The sequence below is a fragment of the Rheinheimera hassiensis genome, assembly GCF_022436675.1.
Classification (GTDB): Bacteria; Pseudomonadota; Gammaproteobacteria; order Enterobacterales; family Alteromonadaceae; genus Alishewanella; species Alishewanella hassiensis.
Window position 1 is genome coordinate 61,834 of record NZ_JAKUJZ010000011.1, and the last position, 26,750, is coordinate 88,583.

At 49.7% G+C, this 26,750-nt stretch carries 10 protein-coding genes and 1 riboswitch; of the genes, 8 read left to right on the forward strand and 2 right to left on the reverse strand.

Annotated elements, in window-relative coordinates:
* Positions 1-105: 105 nt before the first annotated feature.
* Positions 106-651 carry a transcription elongation factor GreB gene (greB, locus tag MJX74_RS20120; protein WP_420851426.1) on the reverse strand — a complete coding sequence of 182 codons (546 nt, stop codon included), beginning with the start codon at positions 649-651 and terminating at the stop codon, positions 106-108.
* Positions 652-833: 182 nt separating this feature from the next.
* Between greB and MJX74_RS20125 the strand changes: the two genes are divergently transcribed.
* From MJX74_RS20125 to MJX74_RS20150, 6 genes are all read left to right on the forward strand, one after another.
* On the forward strand, positions 834-1,040 hold the full coding sequence (locus tag MJX74_RS20125) for a hypothetical protein (protein ID WP_240224799.1): 207 nt from the start codon (positions 834-836) through the stop codon (positions 1,038-1,040).
* 93 nt (positions 1,041-1,133) lie between these two features.
* Entirely contained in the window at positions 1,134-1,859 is a 726-nt protein-coding gene (gene ompR, locus MJX74_RS20130) for an osmolarity response regulator transcription factor OmpR (RefSeq protein ID WP_068237440.1), read from the forward strand.
* Positions 1,860-3,164 carry a two-component system sensor histidine kinase EnvZ gene (gene envZ / locus MJX74_RS20135; RefSeq protein ID WP_068237437.1) on the forward strand — a complete coding sequence of 435 codons (1,305 nt, stop codon included), beginning with the start codon at positions 1,860-1,862 and terminating at the stop codon, positions 3,162-3,164. It begins immediately after the preceding gene.
* A gap of 126 nt (positions 3,165-3,290) precedes the next feature.
* Positions 3,291-3,384, forward strand: a riboswitch (cyclic di-GMP riboswitch).
* A 162-nt stretch (positions 3,385-3,546) separates the two neighbouring features.
* Positions 3,547-5,268, forward strand: a complete 1,722-nt coding sequence (locus MJX74_RS20140; RefSeq protein ID WP_240224800.1) for a ShlB/FhaC/HecB family hemolysin secretion/activation protein — start codon at positions 3,547-3,549, stop codon at positions 5,266-5,268.
* A 45-nt stretch (positions 5,269-5,313) separates the two neighbouring features.
* Complete coding sequence (locus tag MJX74_RS20145) at positions 5,314-24,813, forward strand: hemagglutinin repeat-containing protein (RefSeq protein WP_240224801.1); 19,500 nt, start codon at positions 5,314-5,316, stop codon at positions 24,811-24,813.
* A gap of 1 nt (position 24,814) precedes the next feature.
* Positions 24,815-25,204, forward strand: a complete 390-nt coding sequence (locus MJX74_RS20150) for a hypothetical protein (protein ID WP_240224802.1) — start codon at positions 24,815-24,817, stop codon at positions 25,202-25,204.
* On the opposite strand, the gene MJX74_RS20155 is transcribed toward MJX74_RS20150, so the two are convergent.
* Complete coding sequence (locus tag MJX74_RS20155; protein ID WP_240224803.1) at positions 25,171-25,725, reverse strand: RNA 2'-phosphotransferase; 555 nt, start codon at positions 25,723-25,725, stop codon at positions 25,171-25,173. The genes MJX74_RS20150 and MJX74_RS20155 overlap by 34 nt on opposite strands.
* 265 nt (positions 25,726-25,990) lie before the next feature.
* Here MJX74_RS20155 and MJX74_RS20160 point away from each other — a divergent pair, with 265 nt between their 5' ends.
* Together MJX74_RS20160 and MJX74_RS20165 are read left to right on the forward strand one after the other, a co-directional pair.
* Positions 25,991-26,296, forward strand: a complete 306-nt coding sequence (locus tag MJX74_RS20160; protein ID WP_240224804.1) for a transposase — start codon at positions 25,991-25,993, stop codon at positions 26,294-26,296.
* 76 nt (positions 26,297-26,372) lie between these two features.
* Entirely contained in the window at positions 26,373-26,675 is a 303-nt protein-coding gene (locus tag MJX74_RS20165) for a hypothetical protein (protein WP_240224805.1), read from the forward strand.
* Positions 26,676-26,750 lie beyond the last annotated feature (75 nt).

Genomic DNA, 26,750 nt, shown 5'->3' on the forward strand with positions numbered 1-26,750 from the left:
TAAAAAGCACCGTAAAGGTGAAAAACATCAAACTAAAGACACTGTAATATGCCGATTGTCCACTTTGTCGGGCAAAAAATCCAATCAAGCGCTGTTTTGCCGTTATCAGCCGTAGCGGATTTGGTTAATAAACCACAGTTTGTTGCCTGTAGGCGTAGGTACCAACACTTCATCGTCTACAGTTTTTTTCAGTAGAGCCCGTGCCATGGGTGAGTCGATAGAAATGTAATCTTTGCGGCCGTATATTTCATCCGGCCCGACAATACGAAAGCTCAGCTGCTCGTCCTGTTCGTTTTCAATCTCAACCCAGGCGCCAAAAAATACCTTGCCATCCTGCTGCGGCGAGTAATCTACCACGCGCAGCACTTCCAGCCGTTTGCGTAAAAAACGAATGCGGCGATCAGTTTCACGCAGCAGTTTTTTATTGTACTGATAATCTGCGTTTTCACTGCGATCACCCAGGCTGGCAGCCCAGGCTACTTTGGCTGTTACCTCGGGGCGTTTTTCCCGCCATAAATAGTTCAGCTCATGTTGTAAGGCTTCAAAGCCTTCACGGGTAATTAAGTCGGTTCGCATTGTGTTGGTGTCGTTCGGTAAAAGCAGGCCGGGAATGGTAGCAGTTTTTATTGTATCTGGGCTATTTGCCGCCATAATTTTGACAGCTGCGCTGTGGTACGAGCTTGGGTTTTTATTTTATTTTTTTTAAAAACATTGGCTTAAATTATAATTTAAAATATTTCTTCACTGTCATTTAGATGTAACAAAAATATGCTAGCTAGCGGGGGCGGCCTTGGCTATAGTTACTTCACTGGTGAAAAAAGAGGTAACAGCGCATGAAAATAAAATTATTAAGCGTGGCAGTATCATTGATGGTTATAGCCCTGGCAGGTTGCTCAACAGCGCCAGCCAAATACACTTATGTGATAGATCCGGATTTAGCAGAACAAGCAGACAATTTAACCCGCACCAGTGCTCATACAGGCCATGTAGTATGGGTTAACCCGCCGATGAAGCGGGTACCGGTGAGTGAGCAAAAATAAGCTGACAAACTTTGTAACATAAAGAACCGCCAAGGTTTTTCGCCATGGCGGTTTTTTCGTTTATAGTGAAGCAAATATTGTGGAGGCTTCACTATGGCCAGTTCAGAAACCCCAAAAATTCTGGTAGTTGATGATGACATGCGTTTGCGTGCCTTGCTCGAACGTTATCTGGTTGAGCAGGGGTATATAGTGCGCAGCGTGGCAAATTACGAGCAGATGCAACGCCTGATGGAACGCGAAAACTTCCATTTGGTGGTGCTGGATCTCATGCTGCCGGGTGAAGATGGCTTGTCTATCTGCCGCCGGCTGCGCCAGCAGGAAAATGAAATTCCGATCATTATGCTAACGGCAAAAGGCGATGAAGTAGATCGCATCATTGGCCTGGAAATGGGCGCTGATGACTACTTACCCAAGCCATTTAACCCGCGCGAGCTGTTGGCGCGTATCCGTGCAGTAATGCGGCGCAAAAGTAAAGAGCTGCCGGGTGCCCCTAGCCAGGCCGAGGGCATGGTGGAATTTGGCCCGTTTAAATTTAATCTGGCCACGCGTGAAATGCGCAAGGGCGAGCAGTTATTACCGCTAACCAGTGGCGAATATGCGGTACTTAAAGTACTGGTAAGCCATCCGCGGGAACCGTTATCGCGTGACAAGTTAATGAACCAGGCTCGGGGGCGTGATTACTCCGCTATGGAACGCAGCATCGATGTGCAGGTATCGCGCCTGCGCCGGATGCTGGAAGATGACGCCGCGAACCCGCGCTATATTCAAACGGTATGGGGCCTGGGGTATGTGTTTGTACCGGATGGCAGCGTCAGCTAGATGCGTTGCTTCCCGCGCAGTGCCTTTGGCCAGACTGTTTTCCTGATAGGCCTGTTGCTGCTGATCAATCAGTTAGTGTCTTATCTTTCGGTGGCGTTTTATGTGATAAAACCCACCACGCAACAAATTAATCACCTGATTGCCAAGCAAATTAAAGTGGTTTTTATTGATGTCGGGCATCAGCAATCGGTTTTGTCTAATGAGCTGACGGAGCGCTTTCGCGAAGCAACCGGTATTGAAGTGTATACCGAGCAGCAAGCATTGCAGCAGGGCCTGGCTGAGGCCAGTTACTACGGTTATTTCTCTGATCTGATGTCGCGCGAACTGGGTGGCGCCGCTGAAGTACGGGTAGCACAGGGCGAAACCTATGCTTTTTGGGTGCGGCCACCACAGGCACCACATTACTGGGTAAAAGTACCGCTTACCGGGTTGGATGAAACCGACTTTTCACCGCTGACGTTTTATTTGCTGATGATTGGTGTGCTAAGCGTTGGTGGCGGTTGGCTGTTTGCCCGCCAGTTAAACCGGCCACTAAAAAGCCTGCAGCAGGCTGCATTACAGGTAGGCGGCGGCGAGTTCCCGCCACCTTTGCCAGAGCATAAAGGCTCTACCGAAATAATTGCCGTAACCAAAGCCTTTAATTATATGGCACGCGGCATTCGCCAGCTGGAGCAGGACAGGGCCTTACTGATGGCTGGCGTATCGCACGATTTACGCACCCCGCTAACCCGTATCCGGCTGGCGTCAGAGATGATGCAAGAGCCGGACAATTGGATCCGCGAGGGCATTATCAACGATATTGAAGATATGAACGCCATTATCGACCAGTTTATTGACTACCTGCGCCACCACAAAGAAGAACCCGGCCAGAAAGAAAACCTTAATACCCTGGTGCGGGAGCTGGTGCAGGCCGAGCATTTACAGCAGCGCCATATTGCCACCGTGCTGGCAGATAACCTACCGGAAGTGATGTTACGACGGATTGCCATAAAGCGGCTGTTGAATAATTTACTGGAAAACGCCCTGCGTTACAGCGATGGCGATATTGAAATAACTACGGGCTACGAGCGCAACCGCAAACGTATTTACCTGCAAATTCGTGATCATGGCCCCGGCATACCGGAAAGCCAGATGAAAGCCATGTTTGAGCCCTTCACTCAGGGCGATGTAGCCCGTGGCAGCGGTGGTTCAGGCCTGGGACTGGCTATTATCAAGAAAATAGTCGATATGCACCATGGCGATATTACGCTGCACAACCATGCTTATGGTGGCTTAGTGGTAACGGTGTATTTGCCGTTGCGCTAGTGCTTGGTTTGTAAATTTTGTTGCAAAATTAGCCAAAAACAACTTGTCAATTTGTAATTATTTGTATATCTTGCAACCGTTCAGCTTGAGTTCACACTTGAAATAAGTGTTCCTTCCCAGGCTAAGACAATTAAAAGGCAAACTGTACCGAAAGGGCAGGACGCAAAGCCGCTGGTCTAACAGTATTGTTTCAATACTAATGATGGCAGAGGTTACATTAGCTTAGTCGCATCCTCCTGATGTACAGCAACGCTGCCCATGTACAGCAGTACTGATTTGCGCTTCCTGTGTAGTTTGTCTTTTATGCAACCGGAAATTTATTTTTCAGTATCTGTGCGCGTTTAACGCTCAGGCAGATTAGTGCAGGGAAGACTTAACAGTAATGTTGCTCCGAAAAATACCATTAGGCGTATCTGAGATACTGCTGACGTCTTTGCTGGTTGTGTTGTGGTTTACTGCAAGTGCTTTGCATGCACAGGAACAATCACTATCTGATCACGAAAAGATGCTAAAGCAGGGGCTGGATCGTCTTGAGCATCAGATAGCGCCCTTGCGCGAGCGGCCTGACGTTCGCTTGCAGCAGCCTAAACAGGCCACAACAAACTTCTCTGATATTGAAACTGCCGGCAATTGTTTTGATATCTCTGCTATTCACCTGCAGGGCGCCCAGATTATTTCTGCGGCCTTGATCGAAAAAGCAACCTTACCTTATCTGAATCAATGCCTTGGGCTTGAGCATATTAATGCGCTGCTTGGCGTAATATCTAATTTGTATCTTGAACAGGGCTATGTAACCAGCCGGGCCTATATAGCGCCGCAGGATTTGTCTGACGGCAGTTTAGATATTGTTGTTATGGAAGGTGTGATTGAAGGCATTAGCTCTGCCGACGGCAGCATCAGCCCTACACAGCTGAAATGGGCTTTCCCGGCATATGCTGAAACAGTGCTTAATATCCGCGATATTGAACAGGGCGTTGAGAACTTAAATGCACTGGGGCAAAACAATGCCACTGTAGCGCTTAACCCGGGTGCTGAACAAGGCGGAACCCAGGTTGTAATAAGTAACCAGCTATCCAGGGCGTGGCGCGGCTCGCTGGGCATTAATAATAGCGGTGTTGACAGCACCGGCGAGTATCAGCTGGATGGCAATCTGGTGTTTGATAACCTGTTGGGGGTAAACGACACTAGCTTTTTTTCCGCATCAACCAATATTGGTAAACATGAGTTACCGCATGCGTTATCCCGCAGTTATGCCATGTCCTGGTCAATGCCGGTGGCGTACTGGCAGTGGTCATTACAAAATAGTTTTTATGAGTATGAACAAACGGTTATTGGTAATGTTGTTAATTTTTCGATTCATGGCTCGTCACTTAACAGCAGTGTTCAGCTTAACCACACACTATACCGCGGCCAAACCGGCAAATTGGATCTCTCAGCCAGTTTTATCCGCAAAGACAGTAAGAATTATATTGAAGATGTATTTTTAGAAACGTCGTCCCGCACGCTTTATATCTGGGATCTGGCTGGCAGCTACCGGCACTTTTTACCTCAGGGCACCTTCAGTGTAAATGCTCATATTCATAAAAGTGTGCCTTGGTTTGGTGCCAAACAACAGTTAGTTGCAGCTGAGGACGATTTTCAGTTTACCAAGTATCAGCTGAACCTTGGTTATAACACCCAGTTTCATCTGGGCGCTATGCCGGTGCTCTATGCTGTGGCGGCTGATTTTCTTTATTCCCCTAAAGTGATCCTTGCATCGGAAGGCCTGACAGTAGGTGGCCGTTACTCGGTGCGGGGCTTATCGCAAAGTAGCTTGTTTGGTTACAAAGGCGGTTATATCCGCAACGACTTTAGCTTGCCCGCAGAAACCTCCTGGCCCTGGCTGGATCAGGTGCAGTATTACGCCGGTGTTGATATTGGCTCATCCAATTTACCAGAGTATCCCGACAGAGGTTCTGAGTGGGTGGCGGGTTCTGTCGTCGGTATTAAATTGTACGACCGTAATCTCAGCGTCAATATTTCTTATGCCAGAGCACTGCGGGTGCCTGATTTTTTGCAGCAAAAACAACAGGAAATCGATTTTTCTGTCCGGCTCAGTTTTTAAACAAAACGTTTTTAAATAAAAAGTTTTTAAGCTAAGGAAGCGAGCATGTTAACCATGAAATGGCGTGTCATAGTTGCCAGAACCCTGATCCTGGTAATGGCGGGTAATCCGGTTATTTTTGCTGCGCATGGCATGGAGCGCACTGCTAACGAGCATCTCGACAGGCAGGTTACCGAGCAGCGCGAGATGGTTCGTATGCGGCAACAACTGGCTGCTGCACAGGTGAGAGCTGCACAAACCGCGGCGCAGGCAACCGCGCCGACAAGCACCGGTGTCAGCCTGGCCAATGGACAACAAGCCGGCATTAAAACATCGGCTAATGGGACAACAGTTGTTGATATTGCCGCCCCTAGCCAGCGCGGTGTGTCGCATAACCGGTTTAATCATTTTAATGTGCCGGCACAAGGCCTGATCCTTAATAACAGCAAAGATCCACTGATTTCTGTACTGGGCGGCTGGACTGACGGTAACCGTCGACTTACCGGCGGTACCGCCGGCCTTATTCTGGCCGAAGTAACCGGCGGCACTCGTTCCAGCTTACTGGGTTATACCGAGGTTTTGGGAGATGCAGCAGAGTTTGTGCTGGCAAACCCTAATGGCATTACCTGTAACGGTTGTGGTTTTATTAATACGCCACGTGTTGTGCTGGCTACCGGTATCCCTGATCTGTTAAACGGTGAATTGATAGGCATTAATATCTCCGGCGGTGATGTGCGTATCGAAGGCGCGGGCCTTAATGCGTCGAATGTCAGCAAGTTTGACATCCTCACCCGTGCCATTCAGCTCAATGCTGCACTATACGCCGACGAGCTGAATATTCGTACCGGCAGCAATTACTACGATTTTAGCACCGGTCAGGTGCAGGCAAATGCAGAACAGGCCGCTGGTAGCTCTGCTTATCAGTTTGCGTTAGATGCTTCAGCGCTGGGCGCCATGTATGCCAACAGTATTAGCCTGATAGGTACCGAAAAAGGTTTAGGGGTGCGCAGTGACGGGCTGATTAACAGTGTTGATAGTTTACAACTTAGCGCTGATGGCAAACTGCAGCTAAAAGATACTGTTGCCGGTGGTAACCTGGCACTACACTCACAGCAGGCCGATATTGTTACCAGCGGCACTACCTATGGCCAAAATGTTAATATTGAACTGGCAGGTACACTGCATAACAGCGGTGTCATTGCCGCTGCAGACACGATGCAAGTGGTCGCTTCCGGCATGCAGCAAAGTGGCGATCTGATTGCCGGGGTTAATTTGCAGGGCGAGTGGCAGCAAAGCGCCACGCAGCAACTTACTGTTAGCGGTGAGCTGGTTAACCAGGGTCGCATTATCAGCCAGGGGCAGCAAACGCTGGCAGCAGCTCAGCTACAGAACGCGGCCGGTGCACTGTTACAAGGCGGCGTTGCAAATATCTCCACACAATCGCTGAATAACCAAGGCGTTATAAACAGCGCCAGCCTGACATTAGATGCTAACACGGCACAGAGTTCCGGCCATATTCAGGCGCAGCAACTTAATATCAATGCCCGGCAGTTTAACTTGCTCGATGGCGTGGTATATCAGTCTGGCACAGACGGTAGTTTTAACTTCAGCGGTGAAAACCTGCTGCTAGCCAGTGGTTTACTGGCTGCTGACGGTGCTACAAAGGTTATTGCATCAGGTGAAATACGTAATAATACCAACTGGTTAAGTGCCGGTAATGCCGACATTAGCGCAACAGATATTATCAACAGCGGCACTTTACAACTGCTGGCCGGCTCTGATGTAACTGCAGATACATTAAATAACACCGGCAATATGTTGTTTGCCGGTGAACAGGCCGCTGCACTTAATATAAACAATACACTAAATAATCAGGCTGGTTTGCTGCAATTTAGTAGCGATGCCACGCTTTCAGGCGCAAATATTAACAACGATGCCGGGCAAATTTATCATCTGGGGCAGGGCAATATTTCTCTGCAGGCGGCAGGGCAGTTAACCAACCGCGGCGGCCAGATACTGAGTAACGGCAATATGGCGCTGGCAGCCCCGCAGGTAGAGAACCAGCAAGGTACGCTTAGCGCTGAGCAGCTTCAGCTTAGTGCAAGCAGTATTAATAGCCAGGCCGGCAATATACAGGCTACTGCGCTGGACGTAACGACACAGCAGCTGAATAACCAACAGGGCAGTATTGCTGCACTGGGCGAGTCTGGCCAGAGTTTGCAGTTAAAGATTACCGATACACTGGATAACAGCCAGGGCTTTATATTGGCCAAAGGCCAGCAGCTAAGCCTTAGCACTAAACAGCTTATTAATGATCAGGGCTCATTGCTGTTGTCTGGCGCTGATGGCTTAACCATCACTGCCAGCGGGCAGTTGCGTAATCAACAGGGCTTGATCCATAGCGGTGGCAGCCTGCGGGTAAATACCCCCTTGCTTAATAATGAGCAGGGCGAGATCAGCGCCACAGATATCAACGTGGCTGCTACAACGCTGAATAACCAGCAGGGTGTGATTGGCGCACAACAGGTAACACTGGAAGGCGCTTATCTGAACAACAGCGCCGGTAATATTGGCGCATTCTCAGCCGCCGGTCACAACCTGACATTAAACTTTAGCCAGGCTATCGATAACAGCGCACAAGGTATTATTCAAAGTGCCGCTGACGTTGCAGTTATCACCAGCCGGCAGCTCAATAATACTGACGGTAATATTGTACTGGCAGGCAGCAAGGGCAGCCTGCAGGTACGTGCCACGACACTGCAAAACCAGCGGGGGCAAATTCAAACTAACGGCCAGTTGCTGTTAATTGCCGACAATGTGCAGAACCAAGCGGGGTATATCGCAGCGCTGGGCGATGTCAGTATTAACGCAACAAGTGTCAACAACAGCGCCGGTCAGATTTTGGCAGATAAGCTGCTACTAAGCACAGAGCAGCTAACGAATACCGACGGCATCATTCTGGTGCAGAATGAGCTGAATTTACACAGCCCGTTGCTGGCCAATCTGCGTGGCATTATCTCAGCTCAGACACTTAATATAAGCGGCAATACGCTGGACAACACCCGCGGGCAACTGCTGGCAGCTGCAGAGCTGAATATCAACACCGGGCAGTTAACCAACCTTGATGGTGTTATCAACAGCCAGCAGACGCTGCAGCTAAGTGCGACAGAGCTAAATAACCGCTCAGGTGTAATACAAGGCGTTAATTCGTTTAGTGCTCAGGTGCAGGGCAGTACCGATAACCACAGCGGCCAGTTACTGGCTGGTGATAACCTGCAATTACACACCGGCTTGCTTAATAACGCCCAGGGCACAGTAGCTGCTGGCGGGCAGCTGAATATACACACCACAGAGTTGCAAAATACCGCGGCTGGCGTAATCAGTGCCAGAGAGCTAAATATTACTGCGGCTACGCTGCTCAATGATACCCAGGCCAGAATAGAAGGGCAGCAACTTCAGTTAACAACCCAATCACTGACCAATGCCGGCACCTTGCTGGCAGCGGGCCAGCAGGGCGACTCTCTGGTTCTGAATACTGACGTGCTTAATAATCAGGGGCGTATCGAAAGCCATGGTGAAAACCTTAGCCTGACTAATTTGCAGCTTAATAACCAGCAAGGGCAAATTTACCATCTGGGTACTGGCGTGTTAAGTATTGAAGCACTGGATCAATTGCAAAATCAGGCCGGGCAGTTAATCACTGCTGGCAGGTTGGTGTTGCAATCAGACACGTTGCTCAATAATGCCGGTGTTATTGAGTCCGCTGACAGTATTAACCTGAATCACAGAGTTCTGAACAATGACGCTGGCAGTATTCTGGCTGCCGGAATACAAGGCAGCTCTATAGCCAGTGAAGAGTTATCAAACAACAGTGGCATTATTGCAGTAGACAGTGAACTGCTGAATATGACTGCGACAACGTTAGCGAATGAAAGTGGCTATATCTTTGCAAATGGTGTTCTGACTGTTGACGCGAAGACGCTGGAAAACCAGCAAGGCGAAATGTTTGCCGGCCGTTTGGTATTGCGTGCCGATGAAGTCAATAATACCGGCGGCACTCTGCTGGCAAACCGTGAGTATGGGGAGTCGTTTGATATCAACATCAGCGGCACTTTGCATAACGAGTCGGGGCAATTATTGGGGGCCGGGCAATCTGCACGCATCAGTACCAATACGCTAAACAATGATACTGGTGTTATCGCGCTTGCGGGAACAGATGTACTTACCATTGTTGGTAATAATGTAAACAACAATACCGGGCAGATTTCTGCTGGTGGGCAGTTAGCGTTGCAGGCTCATGTACTGCAGTCAGCTGGGCAGATTGGTGCTGCTGATATTAACCTTCAGGTTGACCAGCTCAATAACAGTGGCCAGTTGAGTGCAGAGCAGAGCATACAAATTGTAGCTCAACAAATAGATAACAGTGGTCAGTTGGCTGCCCGGCAACTGACTATTTCTGCTGATAATGCAGTTAACAGCGGCACAATGCTGGCGTCCGCAGCAACGGGTGAAAGTATGCTGCTTAACCTGCAGCAGTTGCGAAACAGCGGTACGATAGTCACTAACGGCACAGCACTCAGGCTCAACCCAATCAAGTTTAATAACGACGGTGGTACATTGCTGCATACTGGTAGTGGCGTGTTATCCATCGAAACGCTGGATATACTGGACAATTTGGCCGGTGCCATAATCACGAACGGCGATCTTCAGCTTGTTGCAGAGCAACTGAATAATGATCAGGGTTTGCTGCAGATTGCGGGTACTGCCAGTATAGATGTTTCAGCATTGCATAATCTTAGTGGTGACATCCTGGCACTGGGAAGCGAGAAGTTAATGCTGACGGTTCAGCAATTACTGGATAATAGCGCAGGCCGGATTATTGGTGGCCAACTGGAAATTAACAGTGCCAATCTGCTTAACCAGGCCGGGCAACTAGCCGCTGTCAATGGATCGGGTCAAGCGTTGGCCGTGCATATCAGCGATACACTGGATAATACTAGCGGGCAGATATTGAGTACCGGGCAGGCGGCACTGATTAGCAGTAATCGTCTGATTAATGCTAATGGTCAGATCCTGCAGGCTGGAGATGGCAGCCTACTGCTGCAGGCAAATGTTATCGATAACAATACAGGTGGCCAGATCAGCAGTAGTGGCATGTTGCAGCTAAATGCCAGCCAAGTTACCAATACTGCTGAGATAGTATCTGTAGGTCATTTAGATATTCATACCGATCGCTTAACCAACAGTGGCCTGATACAGGCCGACAGTCTTAACGTTAGTGCACAAGAGCTGAGTAACCGTCATGGCCAATTACTGGCGTTGGGTAATAACGGTCTGGCGCTGGACGTTGCCAGTACGCTGGATAACCGCGCTGGCTATATTGCAGCTAACAGCCAGCAAATGGTTATCAACGCGGCAGAGATATTAAACCAGGGCGGCAATATACAAGCCCGCCACGCATTAACAATAGAAGCACAGCAACTAAACAACCAGCAAGGTCTTATCAATGCAGCGGATGCCACCTTAACGCTGGGAGAGTTGGATAACACCACGCAGGGCCAACTGCTGGTGGCGGGACAATTAGATCTGGTCAGCCATGAAGTGAATAACGATGGGATAATCAGTGCGACCACACTGACTGCAGATATAGCAAAGCTAACAAACCAGGCGGATGGTCAGTTAACGGCAGAAATACTGCAGCTGTCAGGGGGCGATCTGCAAAACAGCGGATTGATTTATGCCGATAACCTGCAACTACAGGCAGAGCAGTTGCATAACAGTGGGCTGTTGCAGGTGTTGCAGCAAGGCAATATCAATGTGGTAACCTTGCTTAACCAGCAAGGTTCGATGCTCAGTGGCGATATACTCGCTATTCAGAGCCAGCAACTGAGCAACTCCGGCGGCTTGTTGCAGGGTGGGCAGATCCAGCTCGACAGTCGGCAACTGCTGAACGATGGTGGTCAAATTCTGGCTCTGGGTGAGCAGGGGCTGACAATGAATGTCAGTGAGCAACTGGATAATCTGGATGGCATCATATATAGCGGCGGTGAACACTCGGTGGTGAACGCCACGATGTTGAACAATAGTGGGTTAATCAGCCATAGCGGCACAGGCAATCTGCAACTGCAGGGCGAAGCTTTACACAACAGCGGACAAATAGAAAGTGCTGGCCGTTTACAACTTACTACCACAACACTGAACAACACCGGTGAGCTTAGTGCAGATAACCTGTCAATCCAGGGCAGCAGTCTAAGTAATAGCGGTACAGTAAGTGCTAATGAGTTATTGGTGCAGGCAGATACCTTGCTTAATCAGGGCGAGCTAAGTGCGGCGCAGGTACAACTGCAATTGCAGCAACTGGACAACAGTGGCTTGGTACTGGCTAGCGGTGAGGGGCAGCAAAGCCTGCAACTGGCCGCGGAGCATGTGCGTAATCAGGGCATTATAGCCAGCCAGGGAACAGAACTGAATTTGCAATTATCAACACTGGATAACAGCAATGGCCAGCTGTTGCACTTTGGTGTTGGTGTACTGAGTATTGATACGTTGCAGGCGCTGACGAATCAGCAGGGCCAGATTTACAGTGCCGGTAATCTGGCACTACAGGCCGACAGTCTGGATAACCGCAGCGGGGAGCTGCAGGCGCAAGCGATTAGCTTAAGCAGCACACACCTGGATAACCGTGGCGGCCAGGTGCTGGCTCTGGCTCAGCAGGGTAACAGCCTGACCGTACAGGTAAACAATGTGCTCGATAACCGGGCCGGTACTTTATACAGTGCCGGGGGCGAAGCTACAGTAACCGCAGATAGCTTACTGAATGCAGCGGGCAGCGTGGTACAAGCCGGCAGCGGCCGTTTAACGCTGAGCACAGCTATGATAGCTAACGGTGCAGACGGTGTTATTGCCAGTAATGACGCGTTATGGCTTGAAGCCGGGCAACTGGAATCAGCCGGCCAGCTAAGTGCGCAAGAATTACATATTCAGGCAGATACGCTGGTCAATAGCGGTGCTATTGAGGCGGCTAATCTGCAACTGGGGGCAACCAATACAAATAACAGCGGGCTGATTGCCGCACAGCAACAGCTGGTGCTGAACGGCACAGCTCTGACCAATAGCGGGACTATTTTTAGTGAAGGCAACTTAACCCTTACCAGCGACCAGGTAACCAATGCCGGCACTGTGGCGCAATCTGGTATTGGTGTGTTGCATCTTGACGTGTTGGACAGCCTGAATAACCAGTCAGGCCAAATCATATCTGAAGGCGCGCTGTTGTTAGCTGCCAACAGTGTCAATAATAATCAGGGGCTTATCCAAACTGAGCAGGGGGCTAGCATAGGGGCCGCTAACCTGCTGAACCAGAACGGCAAAATACTGGGTATTGGTGCGCCTGAACTGGCTATTAATGTACAGCAAACGCTGGACAATACCTCTGGTGTTATCGGTGCAACAGATATGGTGCTGTCTGCCGGCAATCTTATTAATAATGCAGGTTTAGTACAGGCTGAGCAGGCAAACATCCTTGTTACAGCATTGAACAATAACAATGGCCGTCTGTTCAGTGACCAACTGCAAATCCAGGCAGCTAATCTGAGTAATAATGCCGGCCTGATAGTGGCCAACGACAGCCTGTTACTGCAGGTAGAGCAGGCACTGGATAACAGCCAGGGCGAGCTTGTCATCACTGACGGCAATGCCAGTATCACTGCAGGCACCCTCAATAACGATGACGGTATTATCAGCCAGTTAGCCGGGCAGAGCCTGCAGCTTAACAGCAGTGTTATAACGAATAACGGTGGTACGCTACATAGCGCACAGCAGTTAAACATCAATGCGGCACAGCTTGACAACAGTGGCCTGGTGGATGCCGCTACGCTGATTGTAGTAACCGACAGCCTGACTAACAGTGGCACTATTCAGGCGGAAAATGCCCGGCTTAGCAGCACGCAACTGGTCAATGAGGGCCTGTTACTGGCCACCGGTACTGTGGGTGAATCTCTGCAGCTTGACGTTGCTAACGGCATTGTCAACCGCGGCCATATTCAAAGCCATGGCCAAAACCTGATGCTGCGCGATGTACTGGATAATGATGGCGGCACGCTGGTCCATGCCGGTAGCGGCGAATTGCAGCTGGCACAATTATCCAATCAACAGGGTACGGTGTATGCAGGCAATGCCCTAACCATCGCCGGTAAGGTGCTAAACCGGGAAGGTGTATTGCAGGCGCAGGGTGCGGTAAATATCAGCGGCGCTGAGCTGGACAATAACGGTGGCGTTATCCGTAACGGCGGTAATCTGCTGCTGGATATTACAGCACTGGATAACCGTAACGGTGAGCTGAGCAGTCAGGGCGCTACCGCTGAACTGAAAGTGGCCGGTAGCATTCTTAATGCCGGAGGCATTATTGTCAGTACCGGGCAGCAACTGGACGTGCAGGCAGCAGAATTACTGCAGGGCGATGGGGTTATCGCCGGTCACGGTCTCGTCAATATCGCTGCCGGGCAGCTTAGCCTTAGTGAAGGCGGGCAAATCAGTGCCGGGCAAGCGTTAGAGCTAAGTGCGGACACACTGAGCAATCTGGGTTTGTTAAGTGGCCAGAATGTGCTTGTGCAGGCAAGCGTACTGGATAACCAAAGCGGGGTAATAGAAGCGGCAAACCGCCTGCAAGTGGCAGCCGGCTACATTAATAATACTGCAGGTACCTTGGTAAGCCAGGGCGAACTCAGCCTGGATTTACAAGGCCAGCAAGACGGTATTGCACTGAACAACAATAATGGCCAGATTATAGCGACTGGTGCTTTAACCCTGGTTACACCTTTTGCGGTGAATAATACCGCCGGGCAGTTGTTAAGCGAGCAACAACTGCAGGTACAGGCCGGCGTGCTGAACAATAGTAGTGGTGAGATACTGGCTGGCAGCGGCTTAACGGTTAATCTGGATACGGTGTTAGATAACAGTGGTGGTGTGCTGTATACCCGCCAGGGCGATATGACACTGATAGCCCAAAGCCTGCTCAACGATGCTGACGGCTTGATACTGCAGCACGGCACCGGGCAGATGCAACTGACGCTGAATGCGCTTAACAATAATGGTGAAATAGGGGCTGGAACAGTATTAGCCGTGACGGCGCAGCAGTTAACCAACAGCGGTTTAATACAGGCCTCAACCGTTGAGTTGGCGGCAGAGCAACTGCGCAACAGCGGAAATTTGCTGGGTGATAACCTGTTTATCAGTGCTAACCAGCTTAATAACACCGACGGCACTATAGCGGCACTGGCCACCGACAGTATGCTGCAAATCAACGCAGCTGAGCTGAACAACCAGCGCGGCCTGATCCAAAGCCGTGGCAACGCTATGCAACTGAATACTGTGCTGAACAATCAGCAAGGCGATGTGGTGTTGCTGGGTAATGGCACACTAAATATCAGTGCACTGGCGAATAACCAGCAGGGGCGCATTCTCAGTGAGGGCGCGGTAGCATTAGCCGGTGTGGTGAATAACAACCAGGGCGTCGTGCAGGCGGCGACAGATCTGCAGCTTGCTGGTACTGACATCAGCAATATTGCCGGTGTGATGCATGCCGGTGGCGCGCTGAACATCAGTGGTAACAGCCTGATTAACCAAGGCGGTAAAATTTCTGCTGCCGGGCAAAGCTATCAGCTGGCTATCAGCGGTGCAATAGACAACAGCCTCGACGGCATACTGACCACTACCGGTAATATGCAGATAACGGCCGCCAGCTTAAGTAATACGTCCGGCCTGATTTACCAGCAGGGCGATGGCAGTTTGCTGTTGCAGGTAGATAACACGCTGAATAATAACGACGGCACTATTGCTGCAACTGATTTGGCAATAACGGCAGACCGGCTGAACAACAATACCGGCCTGATACAAGGCGGAGCTGTGGATATCAGCACGGCGCTATTGAACAATAACGCCGGCACGATTTACCAGCAAGGCAGTGCCGGTAAGCTGAATATTAGCAGTGGTAGTTTAACTAATGATGCCGGCCAAATCTCAGCGCTGGCTGATGCCAGTATCAGCGCAGGCCAACTTAGCAACAATGCCGGCCGCATAGAAAGCGGCAGCGCACTGCACCTTAGCGGTGGTGCTCTGAATAACGATAGCGGCAACCTGGTTGCCAATAATATCACTATGCAACTGACAGGTGGCCTGAGCAATAATCAGGGCACTTTGTTTGCTGCAGATACGCTGACGATTACCGCAGACAGTATTGATAATGCGCTGGGAACCTTAGCCGCTAATGCCGATATACAGCTGACAGTAGCTACCGGGCTTACCAACAACCAGGGCTTATTGCAAGCCGCAGGCAACCTTGTAGCCAGCGCACAGCAAATTGACAATAGCGCCGGAACCATACAGGCCACAGCGGCGCAGCTAAATGCCCAGCAGAGTATTAATAACACAGCAGGGGTGATTAACGCCCAGACACTGGCATTAAGTACTGCCACGCTGGACAACAGTTACGGTGTTATTCTTGCCACCGACACCAACGACAACTCGTTGCAGCTAACTGATATTACTCAGTTAAATAACAGCAACGGTACCCTTGCCAGCCATGGCCGCAACTGGGATTTTACCCTGGCGGGCCTGAACAACGACAACGGGAAGCTGTTACATCTGGGCTCAGGTACTTTTACCTTGTCTCAGGCGGGCAATTTAGCCAATACCGGTACCATAGCGTCAAATGCTAATCTGGTGATAAATGCCGGTAATGTTAGCAATAGCGGTACTTTGCAGGCACAGCAACAGCTGCAGCTTAATTCTGCCCTGGCTAACCAGACCGGTGCCGTGCTGGTAGCCAACAATATTACGGTTAATGCTGCCGGCAATACTATTACCAACGCGGGTAGCATTTCTGCTGCGAACAACCTGCAGCTGGACGCCGTCAGCCTGAATAACAGCCATTTACTCTATGCCGGCAATAATGCGCTGGTAAAGGCTGCCAACGTTAGCAACAGCGGTACCTGGTCGGCCAATAACCTGAATGTATCCGGCTTTAACCTGTTGCAAAATAGCGGCCGCATTGAAAGCAATACTGCAAGTTATACCGGTAATACGCTGCAAAACCAGGGTAGCGGTGTGCTGATTAACGCTGCCACTGCGGCCAACAGCTTGCAGCTTAATGTGGCACAGCTAACCAACAGCGGCACCCTGTATAACAATGCCCGTGATATGAGCTTTGGCGGCAACCTGAGCAACAGTGGCAGCATTATTCATGCCGGCACGGGCAACTTACTGCTTGGCAATAACGGCACCATCAACAATGCCGGTGGCAGTATTGCCAGCGCAGGTTTGGCTACCATTCAAAACAGTATTCTCGGTGCCGGCACCGTTTATGCTGAACAGGGTATGCTGATCAACGGCAGTGGTACCTTTACCAACAACAGCCAGCTGTATACCAAAGGCAATATGCAGGTAAACAGTGCGCTGCATAACCAGGGCGGCAGCCTGCTAAGTGATGGCAATCTAACCATTAATACTGCAGGTAGCGTAACTAACACGGGCAGTCTGCAAGGGCAAAACCTTAGCCTGACAGCCGGGGCACTAAATAATAATGGCGGCACTATTACATCGACGGGCACTAATAATGCGCAAATCAGTGCGGCCAGCCTGAGCAATAACGGCGGTGTTATTCAGGCAACCAATAATAACTTCAGCCTTATTACCCGCAGTGGCGAGCTGAATAACAGCAATGGTCAAATCAAGCACGGTGGTAATGGTCTTCTGACACTGCAAAGCGCCAGCCATCTGAACCAACAATCCGGCCTGGTGCAAAGCGCTGGCCAGTTAGTGGTAACGGCACAGGGTAACCTGGATAACAGCTATGGCGTGTTATCTGCCAGCCAATATCAGCTTACCAGCAGTGGCACCCTTACCAATAATAACGGCCAGATTATTGCTACAAGCAGCGGCACCGGCAGTGGCTCAAGCAGTATTCAAAGCGGCACCTTGCTTAACCGCAACGGGCACATTGCTGCCAATGGCACTAACCTGACACTCAATACCGCCGCGCTGGATAACAACAATGGCAGTATCCTGCTGGCCGGCAGCGGTAATCTGGCCATTACTGCCAGCTCGGTAGCAAATGATGCGGCAAATTCACGGATTATCAGTAATGGCGGTATCAGCCTCAATAGCGGCAGCGCGCTTAATAATGCCGGGGTTATTTCTGCTGCCAACCTGTTTACGTTAACCGGTACTAACATTACCAATAGCGGCACGCTGGCCAGCCGTAGTGGTAAGGTGGATATTGACAGCAGCGGTACTTTGACCAACAGCGGTACTATAAGCGGTGCTACAGCGGTAGAGCTGGATGTGCGTACGCTGAATAACGCCGGTGGTACAGTGCAATCTGACGGCACTGTTGCTATTGCAGTAAACAGCCTGTCTGCCGGCCAGATTTATGGCCGCGATCTGCTGCTTAGCAGCACTAACAACATAACATTGCAAAATGGTGAGCAGCTAAGTGCTAGCCGTAACCTACAGTTAAACAGCAATGGCAATATCACAAACAGTGGCAATATTGTTGCTAGCGGTACATTAAATGTAGACGCTACAGATCTAACCAATAATGCCACTGGCGTGATCCGCTCTGGTGGTAATGCTGTGCTCGACCTTAACCGGCTAACCAATAGCGGTATTGTCAGCAGCAATGCGGTATTAACGCTAAATGCCGCGAATACCACCAACACCGGCACCATAGCTGCGGGTAGCCATTTAGATATTAATGGCAATATCGACAACCGCAACCTGCTGTTCGCCGGTAGCCTGCTAACTATCGACGGTAATGTCAGTAATACTGCCAATATTTATTCTAATCAGGATGCTTTTATTTCAGGTGCCACGGTAACCAATACCGGCGGCACTATCGCTGCTGCGCGGGATATGTCGATAAGTGGTAATATTTTAAATACCCATAGTGGAGAGCGGTCATTTATTGAGGGAGAAAAAATAACTACAAGAAAGGTTATTAAAAATGAAACTTATTATGGTATTCCAGGATTAACACCAGGTACGACAGAGAATATGACGGAGGTGGTTACAGAAGAGAGAACTGTAACGACTTTTGGCATTAATATCTCTGGCAAGTTAGGAGTTATTGCAGCCGGAAATAACTTAGGTTTGAATGGAAATATTGTTAATGAATATAGCACCATTAGTGCAGGGCAAGATCTTGTAGTATCTGGAAATGATTTCAGCTCCGGGAGCATGCAAAATCAAAATGTTGTAGAAGTAAAACATATTCGGGTCTCGACTTTTGAGGTATGCATACTTGGTAGCTGTGAGCGAGATCCAAATGCAGAATCTAAAGTAATAAAGGAAGAAACAGAAATTGAGTACACCGGAGGAGCTTTTGGTACTGTCGTTGCAGGTGGCGATATCAGTGGTAATTTATCCGGCAAGGTTGAGCAGAGCAACTTATCTCCGATATCTACCAGTGGCAGTAATGTAAACACCAACGCCAATGGCAGCAGCGGTAGCGCTTCGCGCGGTAATAACGCCGGTGCCAGCAATAGCAGCACCGTTGCCGTTAACCGCAACAATGGCACTAGCCAGAATACCAGCGGTGCTAACCGCTCTGCCAATGGTGTAACTGCCGGTAATAGCGGTACTGTTGATGCCGAATGGCGTGACAGCAATGTTAACCATACCGGCGTACAGCCGGGTAGTCAGCCGGATAATGTAGGCATTGGTCAGGTAGTTGGCACTACCGCACGCCAGATTAATACGCTGGACGCTGCAGGGCAGACAGTAGCCAATAACACCGCACTGCAAAGCCAGCAACAGCAGGTAGGGCAAGTTGGTAGTGCAACCTTGCAATCTAAGCAACAGGCCGGCTCGGGCAGTGGTGTCAGCACGGGCGAAGCCTTGCCGGCGCAACAAGTACATAATACCGCTGTTGCCTTGTTACAACTGGACAAGTTGTCAGGTCAGAGCACTGAGCCTTTGTCTCATAGTGAGCAAGGACCTGAAGTGGCTCAGCAGCAAGGTAACAATTTTAACAGTACCGGCCCTGTTGCAGGCATACCACAAACTGCACAGCAACAAGCCGGTGTTACTGTCGTAGGTATTAACCAGACAGCTAAAGCTTCTGCAGATAAAGCAACAGATCCTGCGCTGGGCACGGATATTGCTGATGGCGTCTGGCAAATTAACCCGCAAGATGGCGGTACCGCTGTTAGCGGCGACAATCGCCAGCTTAATGCCGGTGATCTGTTGCATGGCAATGATCTAAACGTGGGTTCGGCGCAGTTAGTGGCCACACAGGGTAATGTGCGTAACGTACAGGTAACCGATCCTGCACGCCAGCAGGCTGATGCTATGCAATCGGGTATTGCCGCGCAGGGTATTGGTTTTATGTCACCGGATATGGCTGCCAGCTTGCGGGTGTCACAAGGCACTGCACCACAGGGCCCAGGCCAGCAACAAGGTGGCGGCCTGGTCGGCAACGGTAATATCGCCGGCAATGGCGACTATAACCCTGATTTAATTATCAAAGGCCTGGTAGATAACCAGCAGGGCACGCTCGCGCAGCAGAAAAATAGTGCTCAGCAAAGCAGTGCACAGCAACAAAGCGCTACACAAACTGCCATACAAGGTAATAGCGCTACCGGGCAGCAGGCTGGCAAGAATGTGTTTATTACCGACGAGCAAATGCGCGTACTTACTGAAGATTTGGGCTTTGACGCTAACGCCATTAATAAAGGCCAGCAAGCCCTGTATGCCGCTATCAGCCAGAACGATTTACTGGCCGACGGCGTAACCTTAAGTGCAGGCGGTACTATCGATATTACTGCCGATGCCGGTTTTAACATCGACAGCGGCATCGCTGCCGGCGAAGGGTTAATTCTGCGCAGCGAAGGCGGCCTTAATATGGGCAACTTTGGCTTTCTCGACAGTGAAAACCTGCTGGGCCTGCAACTGGGCGGCGATTTTACCAACAATATGAACCTGCAAAGCGACACGCTATGGCTGGATATCGGCGGTGACTTTACTAACCTTGGCAGCTTAACCGGCAATGATGTATTAAGCATCAGCGCCGGTAACGATCTAATAAACCAAAACCTGCTAAGTGGCGGCCATGTGCTGCTAAATGCCGGTGGCGACATTATTAACCGCACCGAGTTTAGTCAGCATACTGTTAACTTTGACAACGGCAACAGCAGCACCTACACCTCGGTAGGTAAAGCACCGCAAATTATTTCTAACGACAGCCTGAGCATGACAGCTGGTAATAATATTGACCTGCAAGGCAGTAAGTTCAGCGCTGCAGGCGATATCAGCCTCAATGCCGGTAACGACGTACTGCTGGGCGCAGTAGAAAAGCTCAGCGGCCATGAAAAGTACTTTAAAGGCGGCCACGATATAGAGCTGCACCGCACTTATGATGTAGTCAGCTTTGACGCCGGTGGCAATTTAAGCGTGGTGGCGGGCAATAATTTGCAGTCGGAGGGGGCGCTGTTTGCCGCTGCTGGCGATGTTGAGCTGGCTGCCGGTAATGAGATGAACTTGCTGGGTGTAGTGGAATATCACGAAGATCTTGATAAACGCACTAAGAAAAGCACCTTTAAAAAGACCGTTTATATCGATGAAACCTACAGTGCCGAGCATCAGGGCTCGGTGATTGTTGCCGGTGGCAATGTCAGCCTGAATGCGCAGCAAGGCGATGATGGCCTGCAACTGCTTAATTCCGGCAATGTGCTGCTGGAAGGCACTTACATTCAGGCTGGCGGCAATATGGTGGCCTACAGCGGCGGCGAGTTAAATATTGTCTCCGGTGAAGAATGGCAGGCTGAAAACCATGTGAAGAAAAAAAGCATGTTTGGCGGTTTGTTCGGCTCTACCAGTATCAGCGAAACCGATGTGCAGTATCTGGGGCATGCTGAGCTAAATGCCGGTGGCGATATGGTGTTGTTAGCGCAAAACGATATTAACGTGCTGGCAGGGCGTATTAACGCCGACAATATCGTGGCACAAGCCGGTTTTGGTAATGAAGGCGCCAAAGCGGCAGATATCAATATTCTGGGCGATACCGAAACAACATCGCTGTACCAGGAAACCCGCCGTAACGGCCTGGCGCTGGGCTTTAGCGATAACTTTTTATCGGTCGCCAAAGAAACCGCTAACGAAAACCGCACTATTCAAACCGACTATGTTGGCAGCGTATTTACCGCGAAAGACAATATGGCACTGACCGCCAGCCGCGATGTCAATATCGTGGGGTCAGAGCTGCATGCCGGGGGTAATTTGCTGCTGGATGCCGGGCGGGATATTAATGTGCTAACCGGCCAGGGCAGTAACAGCAGCTACAGCCGCCAAACTGAAACCAAAACCGGTATCGCCATCAGTGCAGACAGCAATACCTTAAGCGTATTTGCCGGTGACGACACACAAAAAGATGCCTTAACCAGTAACAGCACAACGCAAACCGGCAGTGTATTAACGGCAAATAATGTGCAGCTAAATGCCGGTAATGACCTGCTGATATCGGGCAGCGATATTGCTGCGGTAAATGATATCCGCCTCAGTGCAGTAAAAGATATCAGCATCGTTACTGCGCAAGAGCTGTTTAATCAGCAAACCGAGCATAGCAGTATCCGCGACGGCTTAACGGTAAGCGCCAATTACAATATTGGCAATACCGTCGATGCCATCAGCAATTTAGGCCAGGGTGGTGACGCGGTCAGTGTTGCCAGTTCGGTAATGCAGGCGGCCGATACCCTGAATAACGCTGGCCCAAGTGCCGGTGCGCATTTAGGCCAAACCACCACAACCACCACGAATACCGTGCAACAAGGTATCGCCAAAGGCAGCAGCTTAACGGCCGGTGGCAATGTTACGGTTAACGCCGGTGGCGATGCCTTGTTTGAAGGTGTGCAGGTTAATGCGATAGGCAACATTAACGTTGATGCCGAAAATATCAGTGTTCTCGCCGCGCAAAACAGCAGTGGCAGCCAGCATAATACCGAATACCTGCAGGTAGGCTTAAACCTGAATGCCAGTACCAGTAATGTCAGTTTAACAGCCGGGTTCAGCCAGTCAGACAGCGAGCTGGACACGCAAAACACAGATGCAATGGGCAGTGGCCTGAATGCCGGTGGTAATGTTAACGTAAATGCCCGCAACGACTTAGCCATTATAGGCAGTGACATTAACGGCGATGACAGCGTAGCGCTGACAGCCGGTAACGACATTATCATCAAGGCGGCCGAAAACCAATTTAGCAGCAACAGCGAAGACAGCCATTTAAGCGCGGGGGCCGGGGCTAACTTTGGCTCTAACGGCGTTGGCTTTACCGCCAATATGGCCATGGGCGAAGGCGAGCTGGACCGCGAAGGTACGAACCACAGCAACAGCCATATTACCGCAGGCAATAACCTGACGGTAAAAAGTGGCAACGACACCACTATAGCCGGTGGCAACCTGGCAGCAACCGATGTAGATATGGATATCGGCGGTAATTTAACCGTGGCGTCTGTGCAAAACACCAGCCAGGTAGAAGGTGACCGTTGGGATGTCAGCGCCAATATCACGGTAGGTGCTGGTGCCAGCGGTGGTGCCAGTGTCGGCTACGGCGAAACCGAAGGCAGCAGTGCCTGGGTTAATGAGCAAAGCAGCATTATTGGCAGCGGCTCAGTCAATATCCGCACCGAAGGCCATACCCAGATAGACGGTGCCGTGATTGCCAATATCGATGAAAACGGTAACGACCTGGGCAACTTAACCCTGGATACCGGCAGCCTGGCCTATACCGACATAGCCGACCATGACAAAGAAAAGAGCTACTACCTGAATGTAGGTTTTACTATAGGGGATGACACCAGCACTAACCAGAAAGAGAGCAACACCAACTACAACGCCAGTGGTAACTACAGCAACCACGACAAAGAGCAAATTAACCGCGCCACGGTAGGCGAAGGCAACATTATTGTGCGGGATAACCCACAACAAGACCTTGGCGACTTAAACCGCGACACCAGTATTGCGCAGGAGATTACCAAAGACGACAGCAAGGATGTGAACCTGTATGCCAGCACCACAGCGCTGGAGAGTTTGGGTAATTTGGTAGAAAGCCCGGAAAAGCGTGATGAGCAGCTGAATAAGTGGCGGAATAATGTTGCCAGCATAGGCAGCCCGGAAGCTTACATGGGGTTACTGAATGCCAGTCTGGACGCCCTGGAGCAAACGCCGGGTGCCATCAATGATGCGATAGCGGCAGTGAGCTACTTTATTGAAAACCTCGGGGGATTATCGCCGAAAGAGCTGATTGCGTTTGACGAAACAGTGAAAAACAATCCCGAACTGCTTCAGCGGCTGCAAAACAGCGACAGTGCTGCAGAGCGGGAACTTGCGGAAAAAATGCTGGCGGGAATAGCCCAGATAGAAGACGGCACGCTGGTAAACCAAGGGCAATTACCGGAAGACAATCACCAGATAGCTGATGCACCACCGATGCCGGAGAAGAGCGCAGAAACGCAACAACAAGAGTTTGAGGCGGCGCAGAACCGTCTGAATGATCAGTTTGCAGCCGGTCAGCAGTCATCAACTGATGCCTTCGAGAATGGCAATATTGCCGGATGGGTAGATTCTTGGGGGAGTGGAGGCAATGGCTTAATCGGCCTAAATGCAGATTATGAAAGCTACATGGGGCACCGGCAGAATGAAATTGATACTTTTAATCAATTTAAATCCGAATTGTCCGGCCCGGGGGCATTTGGATTTTATGGCGGCGCCAATCTCTTTGAAGGAATGATTAACTTCGGCGAGAGCTTGGCCGGTATGACCCGATATACCGGGATTCAAGGGAGCGGTACGGCTGCAGATGCCTGGTCAGATTTAGGCACAGGTTTGCAAAACGCAGGTAGCTATGCCTACCATGACCCGTCAGGTTTCGCTTATGCCGTTGCAGTTGATCCATTTGTAAATTCGTATGACCGTTACACGACCATCTACAATAATGATGGTCTTGGTGCTGCGCTGGGAACTGCAGCAACAGATGGGCTACTGAATATGTTGGAGAGGCCATCCTTAGGTATTAATATACCTGCGGTTAAAGGGAAGGGAGGTTCTGGTAGTGATTCTAATTCTGGGAGTTCGTCGCCGAAAGGTCCAACAACTGAGTTAGAATCTAATATTGTGTATGGTAGTGTAAGTGAAGCCAATTTTGCTCAAACGAGTATCAGGTCTGACCGAACATTTAGTCCAGATGGTCAGAGAATTTATTCTGAGCTGGTGGGATACCCCATTAACACAGTTGATGACTTATCTTCCGCACTGAAGAAAGGAGATATTAGTCCAGCAGATGTGCCAGTTGATTTTGTAGACATGAATGGAACACGTCTCATTCTAAATACTAGAACTTCAACTGCTCTGCAGGATGCCGGTATTCCGAAAAGCCAGTGGTACGGAACCCAAAGGACTGGGCAAACAGCCTACATTGATGACTTTGGCAAACCAGTTACATACAATGATTTGGCGATTAATCAGCTAGATAACAATAAGCTGCCGCCGACCGGTTCACCGACACTACCTTCGGGAGAATAAAATGCAGGGAATGGTTATTAATGATTTAAACCAAAGGATGCCAAGTCATGGAGAAAATAGTTTATTCATTTTCTTTAATGGTTCAGATCTTACTATTGAAGTTAAATTTGATGGTAAAGAAAGGAAAGAGGAGATCATATCTATTAAATTCAGAACAGTATCTTTTTACGCGGTAGGATCACTCCCCGGAGCAGGGGGGGTTGCTGGTAGTTATGACGTCGATTTTCGCACTGGATGCGTAATAAAGGCAGAAAACTCTGATTTATCTGCTAAGTGGTCTGCCCACTGGGCAAAGTCAGGACTAAAAAGATGCTGTGCTCACTTTGTTATGTTTTGGGGGGCAGAGAATAAAGTTGTTCATGTTGTTGCTGAATCTTCTGAACTTAGTTGAAGATCTTCTGGTTTAACCTCATTTGTAAGCCAGACTCCGTTTTTAGCTTGGAAAAATAGGTGGCCTTTCTGATTCATTGCAAGAGCCGGGATTGTCAGAACGATAGGCTTTCCGTGCCTTTGCCCGACTGAGATTGCTGTATTCCTGCTATGCGAAAGGTGAACATATTGCCGGTTCTGTGGCTTCAGGCCCTGTTGCTTGATACTTTCTAAGAAGCGACTAGCGGTACCATGATATAAAGATTCCGGCGGTTGCTTTGGCTGAAGGCCGAGATTTACAACTACCGAGTGGCCCTGATTAGCCCGGATGGACTGTCCATCAGCTGACACAGTGAAACGATTTTTGTCGCTGGTGGCAACTACTTCAAAGAGCATTGCACGATTGAGAGGGATATTGGCATTTTCGATCAACTCTTCGATATTTGCCCATCCCTCAGGGTCGAGTTCTATACCTATAGAGTCAGGTTTGTGGCGTAAGATAAAACTAAGAAATTTGCTTATTGAGCTAGAAGAATCTGTCATTGGTTGATATCTCAAGACTATAAAGTTTTTTGTGTAAGCGGCTGTATTATTAAATTAACTAGTAGACAGAGTCACCCATTAGTCTCTCGGAGTCAATGTCCCGTTCATATCGTTCACAGGCTTGGGTTGTATAAAAACAACCCGTTTTTGCTTGAAATTTAATCATCTCCTGAAAGAGGGGGGCGGAGACAGGAAAAAGGGGTCGGAGCTAATAAAGTAAAACTGAACTACACTGGTTACAAATAAGTAACATTGGTGGTTAGTTATGGCCCGCAAACCTCGCTTTTACGCAAAAGGTATTCCTTGCCATGTGGTACAACGTGGCAATAACCGGCAAGCTTGTTTTTACTGCGACGATGATTTTGGTTTTTACATGCAAAGCCTGAATGAGGCTTTAAAGCGTTATCAGGTTGAATTACATGCGTTTGTGCTAATGACAAATCACGTACATTTATTGATGACACCGCAAGATAGCGAAGGTATTTCCCGAGTAATGCAAAGTGTTGGGCGGGACTACGTGCGTAAACAGCCATTACCGGCGAACAGGCACGTTGTGGGAAGGGCGGCATAAAGCCAGCCTGATAGATAGCGAACAATACTTGTTGCTGTGTTTGCGTTACATAGAGTTAAATCCGGTAAGGGCGTCAATGGTAACGCACCCGGGCGAGTATCACTGGTCGAGTTTTCAATATCATGGTTATGGCAAGACGATAAAGAGCCTGACACCGCATCCGTTATACCTTAACCTTGGTACAGAAGCTGAAACGCGCAGAGAAGCCTATAAAGCATTATTTAGTCACGATATTACTGATGAAGATATGCGGGAATTACGGCAATGTTTAAAGCATAACTACCCTCTGGGTGGCGAGCGTTTTCGGGCAGAGATAGAGCATATGCTTGGTGTGCGGTTAGGGCGGCAGGGACCAGGCAGACCGACAAAGGAATATTAGCTCCGACCCCTTTTTCCGACCCCTTTTTCCCACCCCTTTTTCCCCACTCTCCAGCAGTTCAATGCCTGGTGAGCA

Coding starts and splice junctions, on each gene's coding strand:
- greB (WP_420851426.1), bottom strand. CDS start 651: ATGGCGGCAAATAGCCCAGATACAATAAAAACTGCTACCATTCCCGGC.
- MJX74_RS20125 (WP_240224799.1), top strand. CDS start 834: ATGAAAATAAAATTATTAAGCGTGGCAGTATCATTGATGGTTATAGCC.
- ompR (WP_068237440.1), top strand. CDS start 1,134: ATGGCCAGTTCAGAAACCCCAAAAATTCTGGTAGTTGATGATGACATG.
- envZ (WP_068237437.1), top strand. CDS start 1,860: ATGCGTTGCTTCCCGCGCAGTGCCTTTGGCCAGACTGTTTTCCTGATA.
- MJX74_RS20140 (WP_240224800.1), top strand. CDS start 3,547: ATGTTGCTCCGAAAAATACCATTAGGCGTATCTGAGATACTGCTGACG.
- MJX74_RS20145 (WP_240224801.1), top strand. CDS start 5,314: ATGTTAACCATGAAATGGCGTGTCATAGTTGCCAGAACCCTGATCCTG.
- MJX74_RS20150 (WP_240224802.1), top strand. CDS start 24,815: ATGCAGGGAATGGTTATTAATGATTTAAACCAAAGGATGCCAAGTCAT.
- MJX74_RS20155 (WP_240224803.1), bottom strand. CDS start 25,725: ATGACAGATTCTTCTAGCTCAATAAGCAAATTTCTTAGTTTTATCTTA.
- MJX74_RS20160 (WP_240224804.1), top strand. CDS start 25,991: ATGGCCCGCAAACCTCGCTTTTACGCAAAAGGTATTCCTTGCCATGTG.
- MJX74_RS20165 (WP_240224805.1), top strand. CDS start 26,373: ATGGTAACGCACCCGGGCGAGTATCACTGGTCGAGTTTTCAATATCAT.